The sequence below is a fragment of the Bradyrhizobium sp. SPXBL-04 genome, assembly GCF_051853035.1.
Classification (GTDB): Bacteria; Pseudomonadota; Alphaproteobacteria; order Rhizobiales; family Xanthobacteraceae; genus Bradyrhizobium; species Bradyrhizobium zhanjiangense.
Genome location: NZ_CP182472.1, coordinates 6552032 through 6571154, shown reverse-complemented (window position 1 = coordinate 6571154; position 19123 = coordinate 6552032). Strand labels below are relative to the sequence as shown.

Sequence of the window (19123 nt, the reverse complement as noted above, 5' to 3'; positions counted from 1 at the left end):
CAATTGGAAGGTTCAATTAACGAGTGTCCCCCATTGTGTCGCGGTGCAGCGTGAGTCGCAAAGACGCGACACGCGGCTGCCGGGGTGGCCGGTGACGATCGCCGGAATCGTTCGGCCGCTCGAAGTGAAATGCATCTGGGTGGACAGTGGGAATGCCGAAGTTTCGTTTGCGGATCAGGGGACGCCTGTACGCAGGCTTCATGGCCCTCGTGGCAGTCGGTCTGGTGATGGCGGTGGTCGCCGTCTGGAATTTGCGGGCGGTGCAGGATCAGGTCGCAAGACAATCCGCGCTCTCGGACAGCACGGCGCGGGTGCTGGAGATATCGACCCATCTTCAGGCGATCCAGCGCGCCAATCTGCGTTACGTCTACGACGCCAACGAACCCGCAATGAAAGAGGCGCAAGAGCGGGAGACCGCGGCGACCGAGCTGTTGCAGGTCGGGGTGAAGGGCACGCTCTCGGAGGAGCGGCGAGCGCTCTACAACGGCCTCATCGGCGACATCGCCAAGATGCGACGCCTGCGTGACAATCTCGGGGATGCCGTCAACGAGGCGAGAACGGGCAAGGCGACGCTGCTGCCGAGCGGGGAGGAGCTGGCCGTCAAGATGGGCAAGCTGGTCGATGCGGCGCGCGCCGCCGTCGATGAAGACACCGCGGCCCTGGTCGCCGACCTCGAATCCAGGATCCTCCTTGTCCGGGTCGCAAACTGGCGTTTCCTGGCCCTGCGCGACGCGCAGGGACCGGCGAATTTCAGGGCGAGTGTGGACAGGGCTGCGCAACGGCTCGCGGCGATCGAGAAAAGCCCGCAGGCCGCGGATTTGCGCGCCACGATCGCGCCGGTGAAGACCTCGCTCGGAATCTATAAATCCGCGTTCGAGACGACATCGGCCGCGATGCTTCAGGCCGACGAGATCTATCACAAGAATCTCGCGCCGCTCATCGTCGAGAGCATCGGCAGGCTCAAGGCCGCAGAAACGACGCTGAAGAAGGACTATCAGGAATCGCGCAACCATGCCGCAGCCGTGATCGCCGGCACGACGACCGTTCAGGAGATCGCCGGCGGCCTCGCCATCCTGTTCGGCGGCATCGTCGCCTTCCTGATTGCCCGCAGCATCGTCGGTCCCCTGACCTCGATGACGCGTGCGATGGGGCGGCTGGCCGGCGGTGATCTCGACATCGAGGTTCCCGGGCGCGGCAAGGCCGACGAGACCGGCGACATGGCCAAGGCGATCCAGGTGTTCAAGGACAACATGATCGACACCGAGCGCATGCGCGCCGAGCAGGCCGAGCTCGAGGCGCGGCAGGCCGAGAGCCGCAAGAAAGACATGGTCAGGCTCGCCGACCAATTCGAGCAGGCTGTCGGCGAGATCGTCAACACCGTGTCGGCGGCGTCGAACGAGCTGGAAGCCTCCGCCGGCACGCTGACCACGACCGCCTCGCGCGCCCAGGATCTGTCGACCGAAGTGGCATCCGCATCGCAGGAAGCCACCGCCAACGTGCAGGCGGTCGCATCCGCCACCGAGGAACTGTCCTCCTCGGTGAGCGAGATCGCCCGCCAGGTGCAGGAATCCGCCCGCATCGCGGGCGAGGCCGTCGGGCAGGCGAGCAGGACCAATGACCGCGTCGGCGAGCTCTCCAAGGCGGCCGCCCGGATCGGCGACGTGGTCGAGCTGATCAGCACCATCGCCGGCCAGACCAATCTCCTCGCGCTCAACGCCACCATCGAGGCCGCGCGCGCGGGCGAAGCCGGCCGCGGCTTTGCCGTGGTCGCCTCCGAGGTCAAGGCGCTCGCGGAGCAGACGGCGAGGGCGACCGGCGAGATCGGCCAGCAGATCGCCAACATCCAGGCCGCCACCGAGCAATCGGTTGGCGCCATCAGGGAGATCAGCGGCACCATCGAGCGGCTGTCGGAGATTTCCTCAGCGGTCGCCGCCGCCGTGGAAGAGCAGGGCGCCGCCACGCAGGAAATCTCGCGCAACGTGCAGCAGGCCGCTCACGGGACCCAGCGCGTCTCGACCAATATCGGCGACGTGCAGCGCGGGGCTTCCGAGACCGGATCGGCCTCATCGCAGGTGCTCTCGGCGGCGCGCTCGCTGTCGGCGGACAGCAACCGCTTGAAGGTCGAAGTCGCCAGGTTCCTGGAGACGGTTCACGCCGCCTGAGCTTTAAAAGCAAGAGGCCACGCGCATGCGCGTGGCCTCGAAGAACGGCGCGCGATCAGGCCGCTTTCGTTTTCATGTGCTTGAACATGTTGGCTCTCGCCTCGTCGTCCATCTCGGCCTTGAAGGTGAACTTGTCCTTCAAGGCGATCGCGCGCGCCGCCGCGGGCCGCGCCGAGATCTCGTCCACCAGCCGCTTCACGTTCGGGTATCGGGCAAAGGCGTCGTCGCCGAGCTTGAACGGCACCATCCGTGCCCAGCCCCACAGCGCCATGTCGACGATCGAATAGTCATCGCCGACCATGTAGCGGCGGCCTTTGAGGTGACCGTCGAGAACCCTGTAGTGGCGGTCGGTCTCGTACTGGTAGCGGTTGTGGGCGTAGTCGTGGTTCTGGTCCTTCGGCGCAAAATGCTTGAAGTGCACGGCCTGACCCGAATAGGGCCCGACGCCGGTCGCGATGAACATCAGCCACGACAGCGTCTCGCCGCGCACGCTGGCGGCGGGCAGGAATTTTCCGGTCTTCTCGGCGAGATAGAGCAGGATGGCGTTCGAGTCGAACACGATGGTGCCATTGTCATCGATCGCCGGCACCTTGCCGTTCGGATTGATCTTGAGGAACTCCGGCGTGAATTGCTCGCCCTTGCGGGTGTCGACCGCGACCGGCTCGAAGGGCAGGCCGGACTCTTCGAGATAAAGCGCGACCTTGGTCGGGTTCGGCGATCCGTTGAAATAGAATTTGAGCATCGATCATCTCCCCAGGGGGTTGTTGCCGAGAGCGAGCGCAGCATCATTGCAGCGAGGCCGCTTGTCTTGCCCGAACCTTTCGGAAGCGCAACCGGCGAGTTTGCCGGGCGGTATCTGCGCGCAGCGCAGATCAGGCGGCGTAACAGAGGCCGATCGCCGCCGTAATGATCATCGCCGCGCCGACCGCTTCCAGGCGCAGGCCGAGTCGCGTGGCGAGATGCATATCGGACGCCCGCGCCTTGCGCTCCGTTCCGCGCGCGTAACCGTGCACGATGACGTCGTGATTGAAATTGTCGTGGGCCTCGTTGCTGCTGGCGAGCCCGACACAGACCACGAGCACGCCGAACAAGGCGAGGCCGAAAAATCCCAAGAGCGCAATCAGGAACATCGGAAACATGCCGAGCAGGAAGATCGGCAGCAGCGGCACCAGCAGCAATGTCTCGGACTGTCGTCGCATGGGAGGACCGGTCGGGACGAGACTGATCGGGCGAATCTAGTCCTGGCGGGGGCGGCATTCAAGCACCGCCGCCGTCATTCCGGGGCGCGCCTCTTGGCGCGAGCCCGGAATCCATTGGGCGGCTTGCGCTGTGGTTCGATGGATTCCGGGTTCTCGCTGCGCGCGCCCCGCAATGACGATGGAGGGACCTTACTCCGCCGCCATGCCGGCGCGGATCTCGGCGCGCAGCTCGTCGATCAGCTTGAGGCCCTTCTTGGTCTCGACGTGCCAGAAGGTCCAGCCGTTGCAGGCGGCCGAGCCTTGCGCCACGGCGCCGATGCGGTGGATCGAGCCGACCTTGTCGCCGAACATGATGGCGCCGTCGGCGCGCACGAGGGCGCCGAGTTTCTTCTTGGCGTCGAACAGTTTCGTGCCGGGCATGATCATGCCGCGCTCGATCAGCTCGGAGAATGCGACCCGCGGCGCCTCGCGCGCGGTCATGAATGGGGCGAGGCTCTGTTCCGGCAGCGGCTCGACCGCCGCGATGCGGGCTTCGGCCGCCTTCGCATAGGTCTTGTCACGCTCGAATCCGATATAGGAGCGGCCGAGACGCTTTGCGACCGCACCGGTGGTGCCGGTGCCGTTGAAGGGATCGATCACGAGATCGCCGGGCTTGGATGAGGACAGCAGCACACGCGCGAGCAGGCCCTCCGGCTTCTGCGTCGGATGAACTTTCTTGCCGTCGGCGCCTTTGAGGCGCTCCTCGCCGGTGCAGAGCGGGATCAGCCAGTCGGAACGCGCCTGCACGTCCTCGTTCGCGGCTTTCAGGGCCTCGTAGTTGAACGTGTAGCCCCTGGCCTTCTCGTCGCGCGCGGCCCAGATCATGGTCTCGTGCGCGTTGGTGAAACGGCGGCCGCGGAAATTCGGCATCGGGTTGGTCTTGCGCCAGACGATATCGTTCAGGAGCCAGAAGCCGAGGTCCTGCATGATGGCGCCGACGCGGAAGATGTTGTGATAGGAGCCGATCACCCAGATCGTCGCCGACGGCTTCATAGCGCGGCGGGCGGCAAGCAGCCAGGCGCGGGTGAAATCGTCATAGGCGGAGAACGAATCGAACTTGTCCCATTCGTCGTCGACGGCATCGACATGGGATTCGTCAGGACGCTTGAGATCGCCCTTGAGCTGGAGATTGTAGGGCGGATCGGCGAACACGAGGTCGACCGAACCGGCCTGAAGCTTCGACATCTCGGCGACGCAATCGCCGAGGATGATGCGATGCGAAGGGGACTCAAAATTTGTGCGGGGCGCCCTTGCAGACGCCCCGCGACGCGACTCTACCATGACTCAAGAACTCTGACTCAGGCGACGCTGTCGGCGACGCGGGACCAAACAACCGACTGACCGCTACATTGAAGCGGCAAAGTAAAAATCGACTTAACCCGCCGCTTTCGTGAGCAGCCTCCGCATCGCGCCTCGTGTGCGGGACGTTGCGCGCATTCGCCGTGTTTTTACAGTGCATTTCGTGCTTCTTCGCCTCACGCGAGCAGTCGAGGCTTCAGAAAAGATCCAAATTTCTCTCGGAAAAAATTGCTCGACCCTCGGAAAAAATTGCTGGCATCGGCATGGTGTCGCACTAGGCAATTTTTGCCGGCCACGATATTGATAAACGCAACGGAAATTTTACCTGTGTGGCGCGTTGAGCTTTGGCGCTCATGCGCCCGACGAAGCCGACGATACATAATCAGGGACCCCCAGGGGAAAGGCCGCCATGCGTTACGATGACTTCCGCCGCAGCGACGACATCGAGGATCGTCGCGACGAAGGTGGTGGGTTTGGCGGCGGCGGAGGAGGTGGGTTCGGGCTGCCGATGGGCGGCGGCGGGCTCGGCATCGGCACCATCATCATACTCGGCCTGGTCGGCTACGCCTTCGGCATCGACCCGCGCATCCTGATCGGCGGCGCCGAGATCCTCACCGGCGGCGGCCATGCGCCGACCTACCAGACCGACCGCCAGGCCTCCTCCGGCAAGCGCGGCGCGCCGACCGACGAGATGGGCAGCATGATCTCCGGCATTCTCGGCGAGATCGACGATCGCTGGAGCGAGATCTTCCAGGCCAGCGGCCAGTCCTATACCGGTCCGAAGATCGTACTGTTCCGCAACGCCACCAATGGCGGCCGCTGCGGCATGGCGCAATCGGCGATGGGGCCGTTCTATTGTCCGCCCGATCGCACCATCTTCCTCGACACCGGCTTCTTCCGAGAGGTCGAGACGCGCTTCCGCGGCTGCTCCGGCAAGTCCGCCTGTAACTTCACCACCGCCTACATCATTGCGCATGAGGCCGGCCATCACATCCAGAACCTGCTCGGCATCATTCCGCGCGTGACGCGGCTGCAGCAGCAGGCCGGCAGCAAGGCCGAGGCGAATGCGCTTCAGGTGAAGGTGGAATTGCAGGCCGACTGCCTGTCCGGCGTCTGGGTCAACCGCGAGGCCAAGAAGCGCCCGAACTTCCTCGAGCCCGGCGACATCGACGCCGCGCTGACCACGGCGAGCGCGATCGGCGACGATACGCTCCAGCGCCAGGCGACGGGTCGCGTCGTGCCCGATTCCTTCACCCACGGCTCGGCGGCGCAACGCAAGCAGTGGTTCATGACCGGCTACCAGCAGGGCTCGGTGCAGGCCTGCAACACGTTCGGTGCCGGGGCGCTGTAACGAAGGCTTCGTGCCCCGGACGCAGCGCGGCACGAATTATGTTGCGCGGTTGCGCTTCTGAGGATTCAGAAGTAGTGGCGTCATCCTGAGGTGCTCGCCGCTTCGGCGAGCCTCGAAGGATGACGGCGGTGGGCGGGATAGAAGGTGCGATACAATGGCCTCCATCGACGAGACAAAGCAATTCATCCCGCTCAACATCGCGGTGCTCACCGTATCAGACACGCGCGCCCTCGCCGACGACAAGTCGGGCCAGACGCTGGCCGACCGTCTCCTAGCTGCCGGCCATAAGCTCGCCGCGCGCGAGATCGTCACCGACGACATCGAGGCGATCCGCAACGTGATCCGCCGCTGGATCGCGGATGCCGGCATCGACGTCGTCATCACCACCGGCGGCACCGGCTTCACCGGGCGCGACGTCACGCCGGAGGCGATCGAGCCGCTGTTCGAGAAGCGCATGGATGGTTTCTCGATCGCGTTCCATATGCTGAGCCACGCCAAGATCGGCGCGTCGACGATCCAGAGCCGCGCCACTGCGGGCGTCGCCGGCGCGACCTACATCTTCTGCCTGCCAGGTTCGCCCGGCGCCTGCCGCGACGGCTGGGACGGCATCCTTGCCGCTCAGCTCGACTACCGCACGCGGCCCTGCAATTTCGTCGAGATCATGCCGCGGTTAGATGAGCATCTGCGGAGACCGAAGGCGCAGGGCGCGACGGTGTAAGCACGGATAGCTCTCCGGCGTCTCTCCACACCATCAGTATCGTAGGGTGGGCAAAGCGAAGCGTGCCCACCACTCCTGTCGCAATGCTAGATTGGTGGGCACGGCGCTAATGCGCCTTTGCCCACCCTACGATTCCAGACTCGCGGCGAGAGACCCTCACCCAACCGAGTTCGTATCCGCCAGCGGAGATGCCCTCTCCCGCAAGGGGAGAGGGCGCAATCATGCGCATGCCGCCCGCTGCGAGATCAGAGATCCAGCTCCCAGGTCTCGCCGACCAGATCGGCACCGAAGCTGTGGTGCTTCTCTTCCTTCACGAGCTTGAAGCCTGCACTTTGATAGATGCTGCGCGCGGCGACGAGGATGCTCTGCGTCCACAGCGTCATCTTGCTGTAGCCCCTCTCGCGTGCGCCTTGGATGCATTGCCCGACCAGTGCGCGGCCGACGCCGAGCCCTCGTGCTTTCTTCTCCACCTGCAAGAGGCGCAGCTTGGCGATCTCATCCGAGGCCTTGACCAGAAAGATCGAGCCGACCGGCTCGCCACCTACTTCCGCGATCCAGCAGTGCTCGCGCGCGGCGTCGTAGTTTCTGATGAACTGTGCACAGATCTCGGCGACCAGCGCCTCGTAGCTGATATCCCAGTTGTAATCCGCGGCGTAGGCGGCGGCCTGTCGGGAGATGACCCAGCCCATGTCACCGACGCGATGGCTGCGCAGCATGAAAGCCGCGGGCTGGCTTCGACGTTGCTCCAGCACAGCCTCGATGGTCGCCATAGCCTGCGTGAGCCGCGTTGCATCGCTGGCCGAAAGCTGAGCCAGCATGGCGGCAACGTCGTTTTGCGAGCCTAGGTTCAGCTTGGCGAAGGCCTGGCGGCCCTTGGCGGTGAGGCTGAGCTGGTATTGCCTGCGATCTGCGGGCAGGGGTCTTCGCGTGATCAGCCCCTTTTCGTCGAAGCTTTGTACGATGCGGCTGAGATATCCGGGGTCGAGACCAAGCTCGTTTCCGATCTCTTTGGCTGCCAGGTCGTCGCGATGCGCGAGTTCATAGAGCACTCGGGCCTCGCTGAGCGAAAACGGGCTCTTTCCAAGGTGCTGGTCGAGCACACCAAGCTTGCGGGTATAGAAGCGGTTGAAGGCGCGGACCGCTCCGATGTGGTCGTCGGTAGCTTCAAAGGACATGGGTCACCTCGATACTTGCCATTGTCAAACAATTATTTGACTTTGGCAAGTATTGGAGGCTTCAGCCGACCATGACGATCCGGCTGCGCAACATGGTCCGGGACGAGCGGCCGAGCCGCCGGAGCAGCCGTGCCTCGGACCGGCGGGCCTGCGGCGGGTAGCCGCCGATCCGGTCATAATGATCGCGCGCGATCAAAAGCCCCTGATCGCCAAGCGGGCCGACGAGCTTGCGCGCCACGGCGCGGAGGATGTCGCCGAGCCCGGTGTCGGCGTAGGGCGAGCGCGCATAGCGAAACACCGCCGCTCGATCGCGGCCGCTGCTCGACACGGCCTGGATGAACTGGGTGGTCTCCTCGATCCAGCCGGTTTCCAGCACCGCGCCAGCGGGGAGGAACATCAGCCACGGCGAACGGGCCTGGAGGGCGCCGGCGGCGCGCGCGGCCCCTTGCGAAGAGCCCTCGAAGCCGATGAAGCGGCAACCTGCGACGTCGGCGACGCGCTCAATGACGCCGTTGCGGGTGCCGTCGACCAGGAGCACTTCCCGGATGATGCCCGCCGCGGCGCCGGGGACGAGCGCGGCCAGCGTTGCGACTGCCGTCTGCTCGACGCCTTCGGTCGGAATGATGACGCTCAGCATGATTGAAGCTTCAATATCTGCACTTCGGAAGAAGCGTAGCTTTTCATGATGTTGTCATAAACACGTGGCGTTGCCGAGTGCAACTTTTTCGGCGGGGCTTCGGCATGCAATGGTAAACTCGCAGCCAAATGTGTCGCGCGCGGGATGGTATTTTGGTCGAATGTTTCGGCACAAGCTCGTCCGGTCCGTATTAACCCGGAGCCCGACGATAATGTTGCGCGGCGCAGGGCAGTTCGCAACCGTCCAAGGAGAGGATGGGATGCAACCAACCGTCGAACGGGAACGATGTGCGACTTGGGTGCTGACTTGGGCGCTGATTGGTGCTGACGGAGGCTTTGCATGAATGCCGATCAACTCGCCGTCAACGCGACGGCAGCAACGCCGAAGCAGGACGCCGCGCCGACCCTGCGGGTTCGCGCGCTGATGTTGGGCGACCGCATCAATGCCTCCGGCCTCGAGATCGGCACGCTGGTCTCCTCGACGCCGGCTGCCTTCCGCGTCCACGCCGGACTTGTCGTGATTTTCCGGTACGGCGTCGTGGTGCTGATCGGTCTTCTGCCCTCGGAGGAGAAGGTGCTGATCGACAGCCTGAAGCCGCGGGTGATCGGCGAGCTCAGTCCTCATGAGGAAGAGACCGCGCAGGCGCAGCTCTGCAAGGACGAGAATGTTGAGGCGATCCAGCCGGGCGGGCCGATCTGCCTCGCCAAATTCTCCGACGACCGGCTGCTCCTGATCGCGGATGCGCTCGCCAAGAGCACGTCGCTGGCGCGCGACGAGCGGCGCGTCGCGGCGGTCTTCGACGTGATCGAGCCGTTTGCACGGGAACTCGCCGAGCGCGGCCGCACGCCGCGGCGGCGCAAGGGCATTTTACAGCTGATCGGCAATGCGCTTCTTGTCCAGCAGCGTGTCGCGGGCCGTGTTGCCGTCGCCGAGAAACCCGACGTGCTCTGGGAGAAGCCCGAGCTCGACCGGCTCTATGCCCGTCTCGAGGACGAGTATGAGCTGAAGGAGCGCCTCGACACGCTCGAGCGCAAGCTCACAGCGGTGTCGGAGACCGCCAACGCATTGACCGACATCATCGACACCCAGCGCTCGCTCCGCCTCGAAATCGCGGTCGTGGTGCTGATCGTGATCGAGGTCGCGATCGGGTGCTTTCAGATATGGTCGGGGACGCATTAGCCAAGCTGAATTTTGTTCGCGAGCGAGACGCGTTACTGTGCCCTCTCCCCTTGTGGGAGAGGGCGGCGACGCTGGTCGACACAAGCTCACTTCGGTGAGGGGTTGTCGCCGCATAATCGCCGGTGCGTTGTGATGCGTTGCTTTGCCGCATTCGTCGTCATTGCGAGCGGAGCGAAGCAATCCAGAGTCCCGCCGCAGAGCCAGTCTGGATTGCTCGCAACGGCGGATTGGCGGCCATCACGGGCTAATCGGATAAGACTCTATTGTCTGCCGCACCGCCGCACAATGCCGCGCGATCGTTAGTTCCTCATTCGTTGGAATGACGAACACCTCAACAGCGCTATCGCCCCCGCTGATGCACTCGCGCGCGGCATCATTCGCCGCGGCATCGATGCTCACACCGAGCCACCTAAGACGTTCGCCGATCGCGCTGCGGATCTCCTTCGCATGCTCGCCGATGCCGCCGGTGAAGACCAGGCAGTCCAATCCTTCAAGCGTGGTCGCCATCATCGCGATCTGCTGCGCCGCTCGGAAAACGAATAGATCGACCGCCTCCCGCGCCGCAGCCTCGCTGCTTGCGAGCAGCGTGCGCATGTCCGCGGAGATGCCGGAGACGCCGCGCAGGCCGGACTCGTTGTAGAGCAGATGCTGTATATCCTCGCTGGACATGTTCTGGTGCTGTTGCAGATAGAGCAGCACGCCGGGATCGATGGCGCCGCAGCGCGTCCCCATCACGAGGCCATCGAGCGGTGTCAGTCCCATCGTGGTGTCGACGCTGCGGCCATCGCGCAGCGCGCAAAGGCTCGCCCCGTTGCCCAGATGCGCGATGACGGTGCGCTTTGCGACGAGCTGCGGCGCGATTGCCGCGAGGCGCCCCGCGACATATTCGAAGGAGAGGCCGTGAAACCCGTAGCGCCGGACGCCGCGCTCCTCATAGCGCCTCGGAATGGCGAAACGGCTCGCGGGCTGGGCCATGCTGTGATGAAAGGCGGTGTCGAAGCAGGCGATCTGCGTCAGACCGGGGCGGATCGCCTGGATGGTGCGAACCGGCTCGAGGCAACGCGGCTGATGCAGCGGAGCCAGCGGCGTCAGCGCCGCCAGCTTGGCATAGACGTCGTCCGTCAGCGCAACGGGTCCTGAGTAATCCGGACCGCCGTGGACAATGCGGTGACCGATGGCGCGCAGGCGGTGCTCGCCAAAACGCTCGTCGATGAACGCCAGCACCTCGGCGAACAGATGACCACTGTCCGTATCGGATGAGTCCTTCCGCGCCTCGAACATTGTCTCGCCCGCTGGGCTCTTCACCACGAGCCGGGGCGCTGCCTCGTGCTCGTCGAGCAAGCCGTTGCAGAGCAGGTCGGGGCCGGACGCCGGCAGCTCGAACAGGCCGAACTTGATGCTCGATGATCCCGAGTTGAGCACAAGGACGGTATCCGACATGGCTTCAGTCGCCGGCTTTGGCCGGCGTGTTGCCGCCGGCGCTGTTTGGCCAGACCCAATCGCGGACCTCAGGCATGTCCTCGCCATGCTCGCGGACATAGCGGGAATGTTCGATCAGCTTGTCGCGGAACTGTTGCTTGACCTGCGCAGCCCTGGTCGCAAGCCCCGGCACGCGCTCGATCGCCTCGATGGCGAGATGGTAGCGGTCGAGCTCGTTGAGCACGACCATGTCGAACGGCGTCGTCGTGGTGCCTTCCTCGGCGAATCCGCGCACATGCATGCCGGCATGGTTGGTGCGGTTATAGGTCAGCCGGTGAATGAGGTAAGGATAGCCGTGGTAGGCGAAGATGACCGGCTTGTCTGATGTGAACAGGCTGTCGAAATCGCGGTCGGATAGGCCGTGCGGATGCTGCTCCTTCGGTTGCAGCGTCATGAGGTCGACGACGTTGACGACACGGATCTTCAGGTCAGGCAGCGCCTTGTGCAAGAGGTCGACGGCGGCGAGCGTCTCCAGTGTCGGCACGTCGCCGGCGCAGGCCATCACCACGTCGGGCTCTGCGTTTGTGTCCTCCGTGCCCGCCCAGGTCCAGATGCCGATCCCGGCATCGCAATGCGTGGCCGCCTCCTGCATCGACAGCCATTGCGGCGCCGGCTGCTTGCCGGCGACGATCACGTTGATGCGGTTGTAGGTGCGCAGGCAATGATCGGCGATCCACAGCAGCGTGTTGGTATCAGGCGGGAAATAGATCCGGACGATATCGGCCTTTTTGTTGGCGACGAGATCGACGAAACCAGGGTCCTGATGGCTGAAGCCGTTATGGTCCTGGCGCCAGACATGCGAGGTCAGGAGATAGTTGAGTGAGGCGATCGGGCGCCGCCAGGGCAGATCGCGCGTCACCTTCAGCCATTTGGCGTGCTGGTTGAACATGGAATCCACGATGTGGATGAAGGCCTCATAGCAGGAGAACAAGCCGTGCCTGCCGGTCAGCAGATAGCCTTCGAGCCAGCCCTGGCAGAGATGTTCGCTGAGGACCTCCATCACGCGGCCGTCCTGCGCGAGATGCACGTCGTAAGATTCGATCGGCTCCATCCAGACCCGTTCGGTCGTCTCGAACACCGCATCGAGCCGGTTTGATGCCGTCTCGTCCGGGCCCATGATGCGGAAGTTGCGCGCCTCGGCATTGAGGCGGACGACGTCGCGCAGGAATTTGCCGAGCTCGCGGGTGGCTTCCGCCACCATGCCGCCGGGCTGCGGCACCTCGATTGCGAAGCTGCGGAAGTCCGGCAGCTTCAGCTCTTTTTTCAACAGCCCGCCATTGGCATGCGGATTGGCGCCCATCCGCCGCTGGCCTTCGGGCGCCAGCGCCTGAAGCTCGGGAATGAACGCGCCGCCGGCGTCGAACAACTTGTCCGGCTCATAGCTGCGCATCCAGTCTTCGAGCAGCTTCAGATGCGCGGGATTCTCGCGGCAGCTCGCAACGGGCACCTGATGCGCGCGCCAAAAACCTTCGACCTTCTTGCCGTCGACCTCCTTCGGGCCGGTCCAGCCCTTGGGGCTGCGCAGCACGATCATCGGCCAGCGCGGTCGCTCGACGTTGCTGCGCCCATCGCGGGCGTGCTGCTGGATCGAACGGATGCTGGCGAGCGCGACGTCGAGCGCGTCCGCCATGGCCTGGTGCATCAATTTGGGATCGTCGCCCGCTACGAACAGCGGCTCGTGGCCGAGCCCGCGGAAGAGATCGCGGATCTCGTCGTCCCGCATCCGCCCGAGCACGGTTGGGTTGGCGATCTTGTAGCCGTTGAGATGCAGGATCGGCAGCACCGCGCCGTCATGGGCAGGGTTGAGGAACTTGTTGGAGTGCCAGGACGCCGCGAGCGGGCCGGTTTCGGCCTCGCCGTCGCCGACGACGCAGGCGACGATGAGGTCGGGATTGTCGAATGCTGCGCCATAGGCGTGCACCAGGGCATAGCCGAGCTCGCCGCCCTCGTGGATCGAGCCCGGCGTTTCCGGCGCCGCATGGCTCGGAATGCCGCCGGGGAAAGAGAACTGCCTGAACAGCTTGCGCAATCCGTCCGCATCGCGCGCGATGTCGGGATAGATCTCGCTGTAGCTGCCTTCCAGGTAGGTGTTGGCGACCATGCCCGGGCCGCCATGGCCGGGGCCGCAGACGTAGATCACGTTGAGGTCAAGCGCCCGGATGACGCGATTGAGATGGGCATAGATGAAGTTCAAACCGGGCGTCGTGCCCCAATGGCCGAGCAGGCGCGGCTTGATGTGCTCGGGCCGCAGCGGCTCGCGCAGCAGCGGATTGTCGAGGAGATAGATTTGCCCGACGGAGAGATAGTTGGCGGCACGCCAGTAGCGATCGAGGAGATCGAGTTCGCTGCTTGCGGCGTGCAATTGTCGTTGACTTGTCATGTTCTTGCCGACCTTCACCCAGCGATCGTCACCAACATTGTTCCGGCGCGATTGATCCCTTTTCATGAAACGGGATCGCCGCGCCGCCCGTGTTGCGTGAGGTCAAGGGCGCGCGCCCGAAGTTTGGGCAGCGCTACTGTGCATGGGGTTGTTTTCGCGTTTTTTGTTCTTGTTCTTGATTTGTTCCGTTCGGGTGCTATGTTGGCTTCATGAGTCGAGCATCTTCTCGTGCCCTCAAGCACCCGCCGGTCACGGCGCCCTCCGAGCCGGCGGGTGCGCCTTCTGATTTTCCTGCCGATTTTCCCGAGCTTGGCGTCGCCATCGACCGTGCGCGCCGGCGAGGGCGGGGTGCCCAGTCCAATGCCAGCGGCCGCTATGAGGCCGAGGCGCGCGTCGCCTTCGACGATGGCTGGCAGAGCCTGGAGGAACTGCCGCCGTTCAAGACCACGGTCGCCGTCGACACCTCGCGCAAGGTGATCACCCGCAACGATTCTCCCGACATCGGCTTCGACCGCTCGATCAATCCCTATCGCGGCTGCGAGCACGGCTGCGTCTATTGCTTCGCGCGGCCGACCCACGCCTATCTCGGCCTGTCGCCCGGGCTCGACTTCGAGTCGAAGCTGTTCGTGAAGCCCGAGGCGCCGGCGCTGCTCGAGAAGGAGCTCGCAGCCTCAGGCTACGAGCCGCGGATGATCGCGATCGGCACCAATACCGATCCCTATCAGCCGATCGAGCGTGAGCGCAAAATCATGCGCGGCATTCTCGAAGTGCTGGAGCGCACCGGCCATCCCGTCGGCATCGTCACCAAGTCGGCGCTGGTGGTGCGCGACACCGACATTCTCGCGCGCATGGCGAAGCGCAACCTCGCCAAGGTCGCGATCTCGGTGACGTCACTCGACCCAAAACTTGCGCGCACCATGGAGCCGCGGGCCTCCACGCCGCCGAAGCGGCTGGAGGCGCTCAAGCAGCTCTCGGAGGCCGGCATTCCGACCACGGTGATGGTCGCGCCTGTGATCCCCGCGCTGAACGATTCCGAGATCGAGCGCATCCTCGATGCCGCAGCCCATGCCGGCGTCAAGGAAGCCTCCTACGTGCTGCTGCGGCTGCCGCTCGAGGTGCGCGATCTGTTCCGCGAATGGCTGATGGCGAACTATCCGGACCGTTATCGCCACGTCTTCACGCTGATCCGCGACATGCGCGGCGGCCGTGACTACGATGCGAAATGGGGCGAGCGGATGAAGGGAACCGGCCCGATGGCTTGGACCATCGGCCGCCGCTTCGAGATCGCCTGTGACAGGCTCGGCCTCAACAAACGGCGCTCCAAGCTGACCACGGATCACTTCGCGCGCCCGAAGCGGAACGGCGATCAGCTCAGCCTGTTCTGATTGGGAAGTCGACGAGGCGTAGCATGGCTAAGGAACTTACCGTGCCTGTGCCGCGGCTGACCGTCATCACGCTCGGTGTCAGCGACATCCGCGCCAGCATCGCTTTCTACGACTCGCTGGGTTTCTCGCGCCGGCTGAAGGCGACCGGTGAGGCGGTCGCCTTTTATGATACAGGTGGACCGGTGGTCGCCTTGTATCCCTGGGATCAACTTGCCGCCGACGCGGCGTTGCCGGACAATCCGAGGCCGTCGACCTTTCGTGGGATGACGCTCGCCTGGAACTGCCGGACGCGCGCGGAGGTCGATGCGGTGCTGGCTTTTGCTGTCGACAAGGGCGCAGCGCTGCTGAAAGCGGCGCACGAGACCGATTACGGCGGCTATTCCGGCTATTTCACGGACCTCGACGGCCATCCGTGGGAGGTCGTGGTCGCGCCCGGCATCGATGTCGGTGACGATCGGCGGGTGCATCTGGCGGAGTAGGGGACGACCTGAATAACGGGAATTATCTGGGGTTCCTAGTTGCGCTGGCGAAGTCCCTTGCGCACGATCCCGGCCATGATTCGGGACAAGTCCGCCAAGAAGCCGGCCAAAGACGCGCCAAAAAAGAACGGTGCGAAGAAGGCCGCGCCTGCCAAGGCCTCGGAAACCAAGACGCCGGAAGCCAAGCCGTCGCAAGCCAAGAAGTCGGAAACTAAGCCTTCGGAAGTTGAGGCTTTAGCCGGCAAGAGTGAGGGCCCGAAAGGCATCATCGCCGTAGCGCCGCCGAGCTTCCGTCGGGAGCGCGCGCTGATCAAGCGCGGCGTCTGGCCGGTCGCGGGCTGCGACGAGGCCGGCCGCGGCCCGCTGGCCGGCCCCGTCGTGGCGGCGGCCGTGATCCTTGATCCCAACCGCATTCCGCGTGGCATCGACGATTCCAAGCGGCTGACGGTAGAGGAGCGCGAAAAGCTGTTCGACAAGATCTGCGCCAGCGCGCAGGTCTCGGTTGTCGTGGCTTCGCCCGCGCGGATCGACCGCGACAACATCCTGCGCGCCTCGCTGTGGGCGCTGAAGCGTGCCGTGGTGGCGTTGCCCGAGACGCCGCGCCATGTCTTCGTCGACGGCCGCGACCGGCTCGATACGGAATGCGACTGCGAGGCCGTGATCGGTGGCGACGGCATCGTGCTGTCGATCGCGGCAGCCTCTATCGTCGCCAAGGTCACGCGCGACCGGCTGATGTGCGCGCTGGCGCAAGACTGCCCCGGCTACGGCTTCGAGCAGCACAAGGGTTACGCCGTGCCCGAGCATCTCGACGCCCTCGACCGCCTCGGCCCCTCCATCCACCACCGCCGCTTCTTCGCCCCCGTCGCGGCCGCCCGCGCCAAGCATATGCCCTGGACCATCGAGCCGGTGCAGGATCTGTTCTCCGTCACCGAGGTCGAGATGGAGGTGGAGGCGGGTGTCGAAGCCGGCCCCTCCACAGGTCTCTAGGACTCCGTTTTTCGCTGCGGCCTCTTTGCTTCCCCCGCGCGCGGGGAGAGGGGAAGAGGTACACTGTCGGGGAGAGGCAGCAGACCGAAGTTGCCACGACGCGCAGCGCCCTTTATCAAAACAGACGTGAGCGAATAGGGCCGGCTGGATGGGTTGGCTGCATCTTTCGGACCTTGCATGCGGTTTACCTCCCTGGTCATCGAGCTCATTCGCGCCCGGCCGCGGCTGATCGTGTGGATCGCCGTGTTGCTTCAGGCGGCGATGTGGCTGTTCGTGGCGCTGGTGTTCTACCGCAGCCCGCCCGGCACCCTTGCGACGCTGCTGGCTTTCGGCCGCGAGTACCAAGTCGGCACCGATCTCGGCCCTCCCTTGCCGATCTGGCTCGCCGACATTGCCTATCGCGCCGCCGGCGGTCACATGTTCGGCGTCTATGTGCTCGCCCAGCTCTGCGAGATCGCGACTTTCATCGCGCTCTTTCATCTGTCTCGCGCCGTGGTCGGCTCCCAGCAGGCCGTGCTCGCCGTGCTGCTGACCATGACCGTGCTGGCCTTCTCCTCGTCCGCGCTCGACTTCGGCCCGCTGGTGCTGGCGCGACCGCTTTGGGCGCTGCTGCTGCTGCACTCCTGGCAGATCATCGGCCAGCGCCGCGGCAATGCCTGGTTCGCTTGGTCGATCGAAGCCGGCCTGTTGTTGCTCACGACGCCCGCCGCAATCTTCCTCCTCCTGCTGATCGTCGTCTTCGCGATCTCGACCGCGCGCGGCCGCAGGACGCTATGGGGGCTCGATCCGCTGTTTGCGCTGATCGTCGTTGCCGTGCTGGCGCTACCCTACGCGGTCTGGCTGATGCGGGCCGAGACGTTGACCATGCCGGCCTTGCCGCAGGTTTCGGAGCTTAGCGCCCGCGCTCTGCACGCAGCCTGGCTGCTCGGCGGGCTCGTGGTTGGGGCAGCGGCGATTCCGGCGCTGACCTTCCTCAACACTGGGATGTTCGCCGACAAGGGCGAGGAAGCGCCGATCATCTATCGCCCGCCGGTCGAGCCGCTCGCGCGCAACTTCGTCTATTTCTTCGCGCTGGCGCCGCCGCTCGGCGCGGTGCTGATCTCCGGTCTGCTTGGGCTGGAATCCGCCGCCGGCGGCGCCGGTGTCGTGCTCGTCATGTCCGGGCTTGTCGTGGTGGTTGCCGCAGGGGATCTCATCGCGATGCGCCGCGCGCGGATGCTGCGCATGGTATGGGCCGCCGCCGTCGTGGCGCCCGCCATCGGCGTCGTGCTCGCCGTCCTGGTCATGCCCTGGACCGGCACCGGCGAGATCGCGACCTCGATGCCGGCGCGCGCGATCTCCGATTTCTTCGACGAGAGCTTCGCCCGCCGCACCAACCATCGCCTGCGCGCGGTCGCCGGCGAGACCCAGCTTGCGAGCCTGATCACGCTGCATTCCGGGCGGCCGCATCTCTTCATCGACGCCGACCCGGCGCGCACGCCGTGGATGAATCAGGCCAGGTTCAGCGAGACCGGCGGCGTCGTGGTCTGGCGCGCCTCGGATACCGCCGGCACCCCGCCGCCGGAGATCCTCAAGCGCTTCCCCGGCATCGTGCCGGAAGTCCCGCGCGCCTTCGAATGGCTGGTGAACGGCCGCCAGCAACTGCTGCGCATCGGCTGGGCCATCGTGCGGCCGAAGGGGACGTAGCGCGGTCTCTCCGTCGTCATTGCGAGCGGAGCGAAGCAATCCAGAGTCTTTCCGCGGTGGCAGCCTGGACTGCTTCGCTCCGCTCGCAATGACGGGGAGGGAGCATTCCGCCCCTCACGTGCCCGCCAGCACCTTTGCGACCGCGCGCAGATCCTGCCAGGCCAGCCGCTTGTAGGACGGCGAGCGGAGCAGGTACGCCGGATGAAATGTCGGCAACGCGCGGATGGTGCGCTGGCCGGTGTCGTAGTCGAACCAGCGGCCGCGGGTGCGCATGATGCCTTCGCGCGTCGACAGCAGCGTCTGCGTCGAGGGATTGCCGAGCGTCACCAGCACGTCCGGATTCACCAGCTCGATCTGGCGCTGGATGAAGGGCAGGCAGATTTGGGTCTCCTGCGGCGTCGGCGTGCGATTGCCGGGCGGCCGCCAGGGAATGACGTTGGCGATATAGGCGGTGGTGCGGTTGAGCCCGATCGCGCCGATCATGAGGTCGAGCAGCTTGCCGCTGCGCCCGACGAAAGGCAGTCCCTCGATGTCCTCGTCGCGCCCGGGCGCCTCGCCGACAAACATGATGCGCGCCTTAGGATTGCCGTCGGCGAACACCAGCCGCGTCGCGGTATGCTTCAGCGCGCAGCCCTCGAAGCTCTGCATCAGCTCGCGCAGCGCCTCCAGCGTCGGCGCGGTCCGCGCGGCCTCGCGTGCGGAAGCGATCGCGACGTCGGGCGCAGGGGCGGCTTCGCCGCGCATGACCGTCGGCGCGGCGACCGGCCGCGATGGCTCGACCGGCGGTGCCACGCGCGCGGCCGGCGGCGGGGCATCTAATTCCGCCAGGCGGTCGATTGGTTCCTCCGCGAGCGTGCAGTCGACGCCGGCCTCCAGATAGAAGGCGAGAAGCTCACGAACGGTGGGTGCGGGCTCGGGGATCATGGGAAAGTTTGACTATTATATCACCTTGGGCGGCCTTGCATCCC

Annotated in this window: 16 protein-coding genes; 8 read left to right on the top strand and 8 right to left on the bottom strand. The window is 65.1% G+C overall.

Annotated features, from left to right (window positions below; translation table 11 throughout):
- Positions 1 to 152 precede the first annotated feature (152 nt).
- The gene (locus ACNJX8_RS31600) at positions 153 to 2162 is read left to right on the top strand and encodes a methyl-accepting chemotaxis protein (RefSeq protein ID WP_439358005.1); all 2010 of its coding nucleotides are present in this window, start codon (positions 153 to 155) and stop codon (positions 2160 to 2162) included.
- A gap of 55 nt (positions 2163 to 2217) precedes the next feature.
- Here the strand turns inward: ACNJX8_RS31600 and ACNJX8_RS31595 are convergent, their stop codons facing one another.
- The 3 genes from ACNJX8_RS31595 to ACNJX8_RS31585 form a co-directional block, all read right to left on the bottom strand.
- Entirely contained in the window at positions 2218 to 2904 is a 687-nt protein-coding gene (locus tag ACNJX8_RS31595; protein WP_249760259.1) for a glutathione S-transferase family protein, read from the bottom strand.
- Positions 2905 to 3034: 130 nt separating this feature from the next.
- Positions 3035 to 3361, bottom strand: coding sequence for a hypothetical protein (locus tag ACNJX8_RS31590; RefSeq protein ID WP_091894190.1), 327 nt, complete (start codon positions 3359 to 3361; stop codon positions 3035 to 3037).
- Positions 3362 to 3550: 189 nt separating this feature from the next.
- Positions 3551 to 4681, bottom strand: coding sequence for a site-specific DNA-methyltransferase (locus ACNJX8_RS31585; RefSeq protein WP_128935570.1), 1131 nt, complete (start codon positions 4679 to 4681; stop codon positions 3551 to 3553).
- 427 nt (positions 4682 to 5108) lie between these two features.
- On the opposite strand from ACNJX8_RS31585, the gene ypfJ reads away from it, so the two are divergent.
- On the top strand, positions 5109 to 6050 hold the full coding sequence (gene ypfJ / locus ACNJX8_RS31580; RefSeq protein WP_091894186.1) for a KPN_02809 family neutral zinc metallopeptidase: 942 nt from the start codon (positions 5109 to 5111) through the stop codon (positions 6048 to 6050).
- 154 nt (positions 6051 to 6204) lie between these two features.
- A complete protein-coding gene (gene moaB, locus ACNJX8_RS31575) occupies positions 6205 to 6768 on the top strand; it encodes a molybdenum cofactor biosynthesis protein B (protein WP_128938030.1) in 564 nt (187 codons plus the stop codon).
- 245 nt (positions 6769 to 7013) lie between these two features.
- Here the strand turns inward: moaB and ACNJX8_RS31570 are convergent, their stop codons facing one another.
- Entirely contained in the window at positions 7014 to 7943 is a 930-nt protein-coding gene (locus ACNJX8_RS31570) for a bifunctional helix-turn-helix transcriptional regulator/GNAT family N-acetyltransferase (RefSeq protein WP_439358004.1), read from the bottom strand.
- A 61-nt stretch (positions 7944 to 8004) separates the two neighbouring features.
- Positions 8005 to 8580, bottom strand: a complete 576-nt coding sequence (locus ACNJX8_RS31565) for a glycosyl transferase (RefSeq protein WP_439358003.1) — start codon at positions 8578 to 8580, stop codon at positions 8005 to 8007.
- Between the two features lie 339 nt (positions 8581 to 8919).
- Between ACNJX8_RS31565 and ACNJX8_RS31560 the strand changes: the two genes are divergently transcribed.
- Entirely contained in the window at positions 8920 to 9759 is an 840-nt protein-coding gene (locus tag ACNJX8_RS31560) for an RMD1 family protein (protein ID WP_128935565.1), read from the top strand.
- 237 nt (positions 9760 to 9996) lie between these two features.
- Here the strand turns inward: ACNJX8_RS31560 and ACNJX8_RS31555 are convergent, their stop codons facing one another.
- Positions 9997 to 11199, bottom strand: coding sequence for an acetate/propionate family kinase (locus ACNJX8_RS31555; RefSeq protein WP_439358002.1), 1203 nt, complete (start codon positions 11197 to 11199; stop codon positions 9997 to 9999).
- A gap of 4 nt (positions 11200 to 11203) precedes the next feature.
- Complete coding sequence (locus tag ACNJX8_RS31550; protein WP_439362001.1) at positions 11204 to 13618, bottom strand: phosphoketolase family protein; 2415 nt, start codon at positions 13616 to 13618, stop codon at positions 11204 to 11206.
- A gap of 209 nt (positions 13619 to 13827) precedes the next feature.
- Here ACNJX8_RS31550 and ACNJX8_RS31545 point away from each other — a divergent pair, with 209 nt between their 5' ends.
- The 4 genes from ACNJX8_RS31545 (at position 13828) to ACNJX8_RS31530 (ending at position 18155) form a co-directional block, all read left to right on the top strand.
- The gene (locus ACNJX8_RS31545) at positions 13828 to 15003 is read left to right on the top strand and encodes a PA0069 family radical SAM protein (protein ID WP_439358001.1); all 1176 of its coding nucleotides are present in this window, start codon (positions 13828 to 13830) and stop codon (positions 15001 to 15003) included.
- A 23-nt stretch (positions 15004 to 15026) separates the two neighbouring features.
- Positions 15027 to 15482 (top strand): VOC family protein, encoded by a 456-nt coding sequence (locus tag ACNJX8_RS31540; protein ID WP_439358000.1) that lies wholly within the window; start codon positions 15027 to 15029, stop codon positions 15480 to 15482.
- A gap of 75 nt (positions 15483 to 15557) precedes the next feature.
- Positions 15558 to 16469, top strand: coding sequence for a ribonuclease HII (locus ACNJX8_RS31535; protein ID WP_439357999.1), 912 nt, complete (start codon positions 15558 to 15560; stop codon positions 16467 to 16469).
- A gap of 177 nt (positions 16470 to 16646) precedes the next feature.
- Complete coding sequence (locus ACNJX8_RS31530) at positions 16647 to 18155, top strand: glycosyltransferase family 39 protein (RefSeq protein WP_128938021.1); 1509 nt, start codon at positions 16647 to 16649, stop codon at positions 18153 to 18155.
- Between the two features lie 114 nt (positions 18156 to 18269).
- On the opposite strand, the gene ACNJX8_RS31525 is transcribed toward ACNJX8_RS31530, so the two are convergent.
- Positions 18270 to 19079, bottom strand: a complete 810-nt coding sequence (locus ACNJX8_RS31525; RefSeq protein ID WP_439357998.1) for a uracil-DNA glycosylase — start codon at positions 19077 to 19079, stop codon at positions 18270 to 18272.
- Between the last annotated feature and the right edge of the window lie 44 nt (positions 19080 to 19123).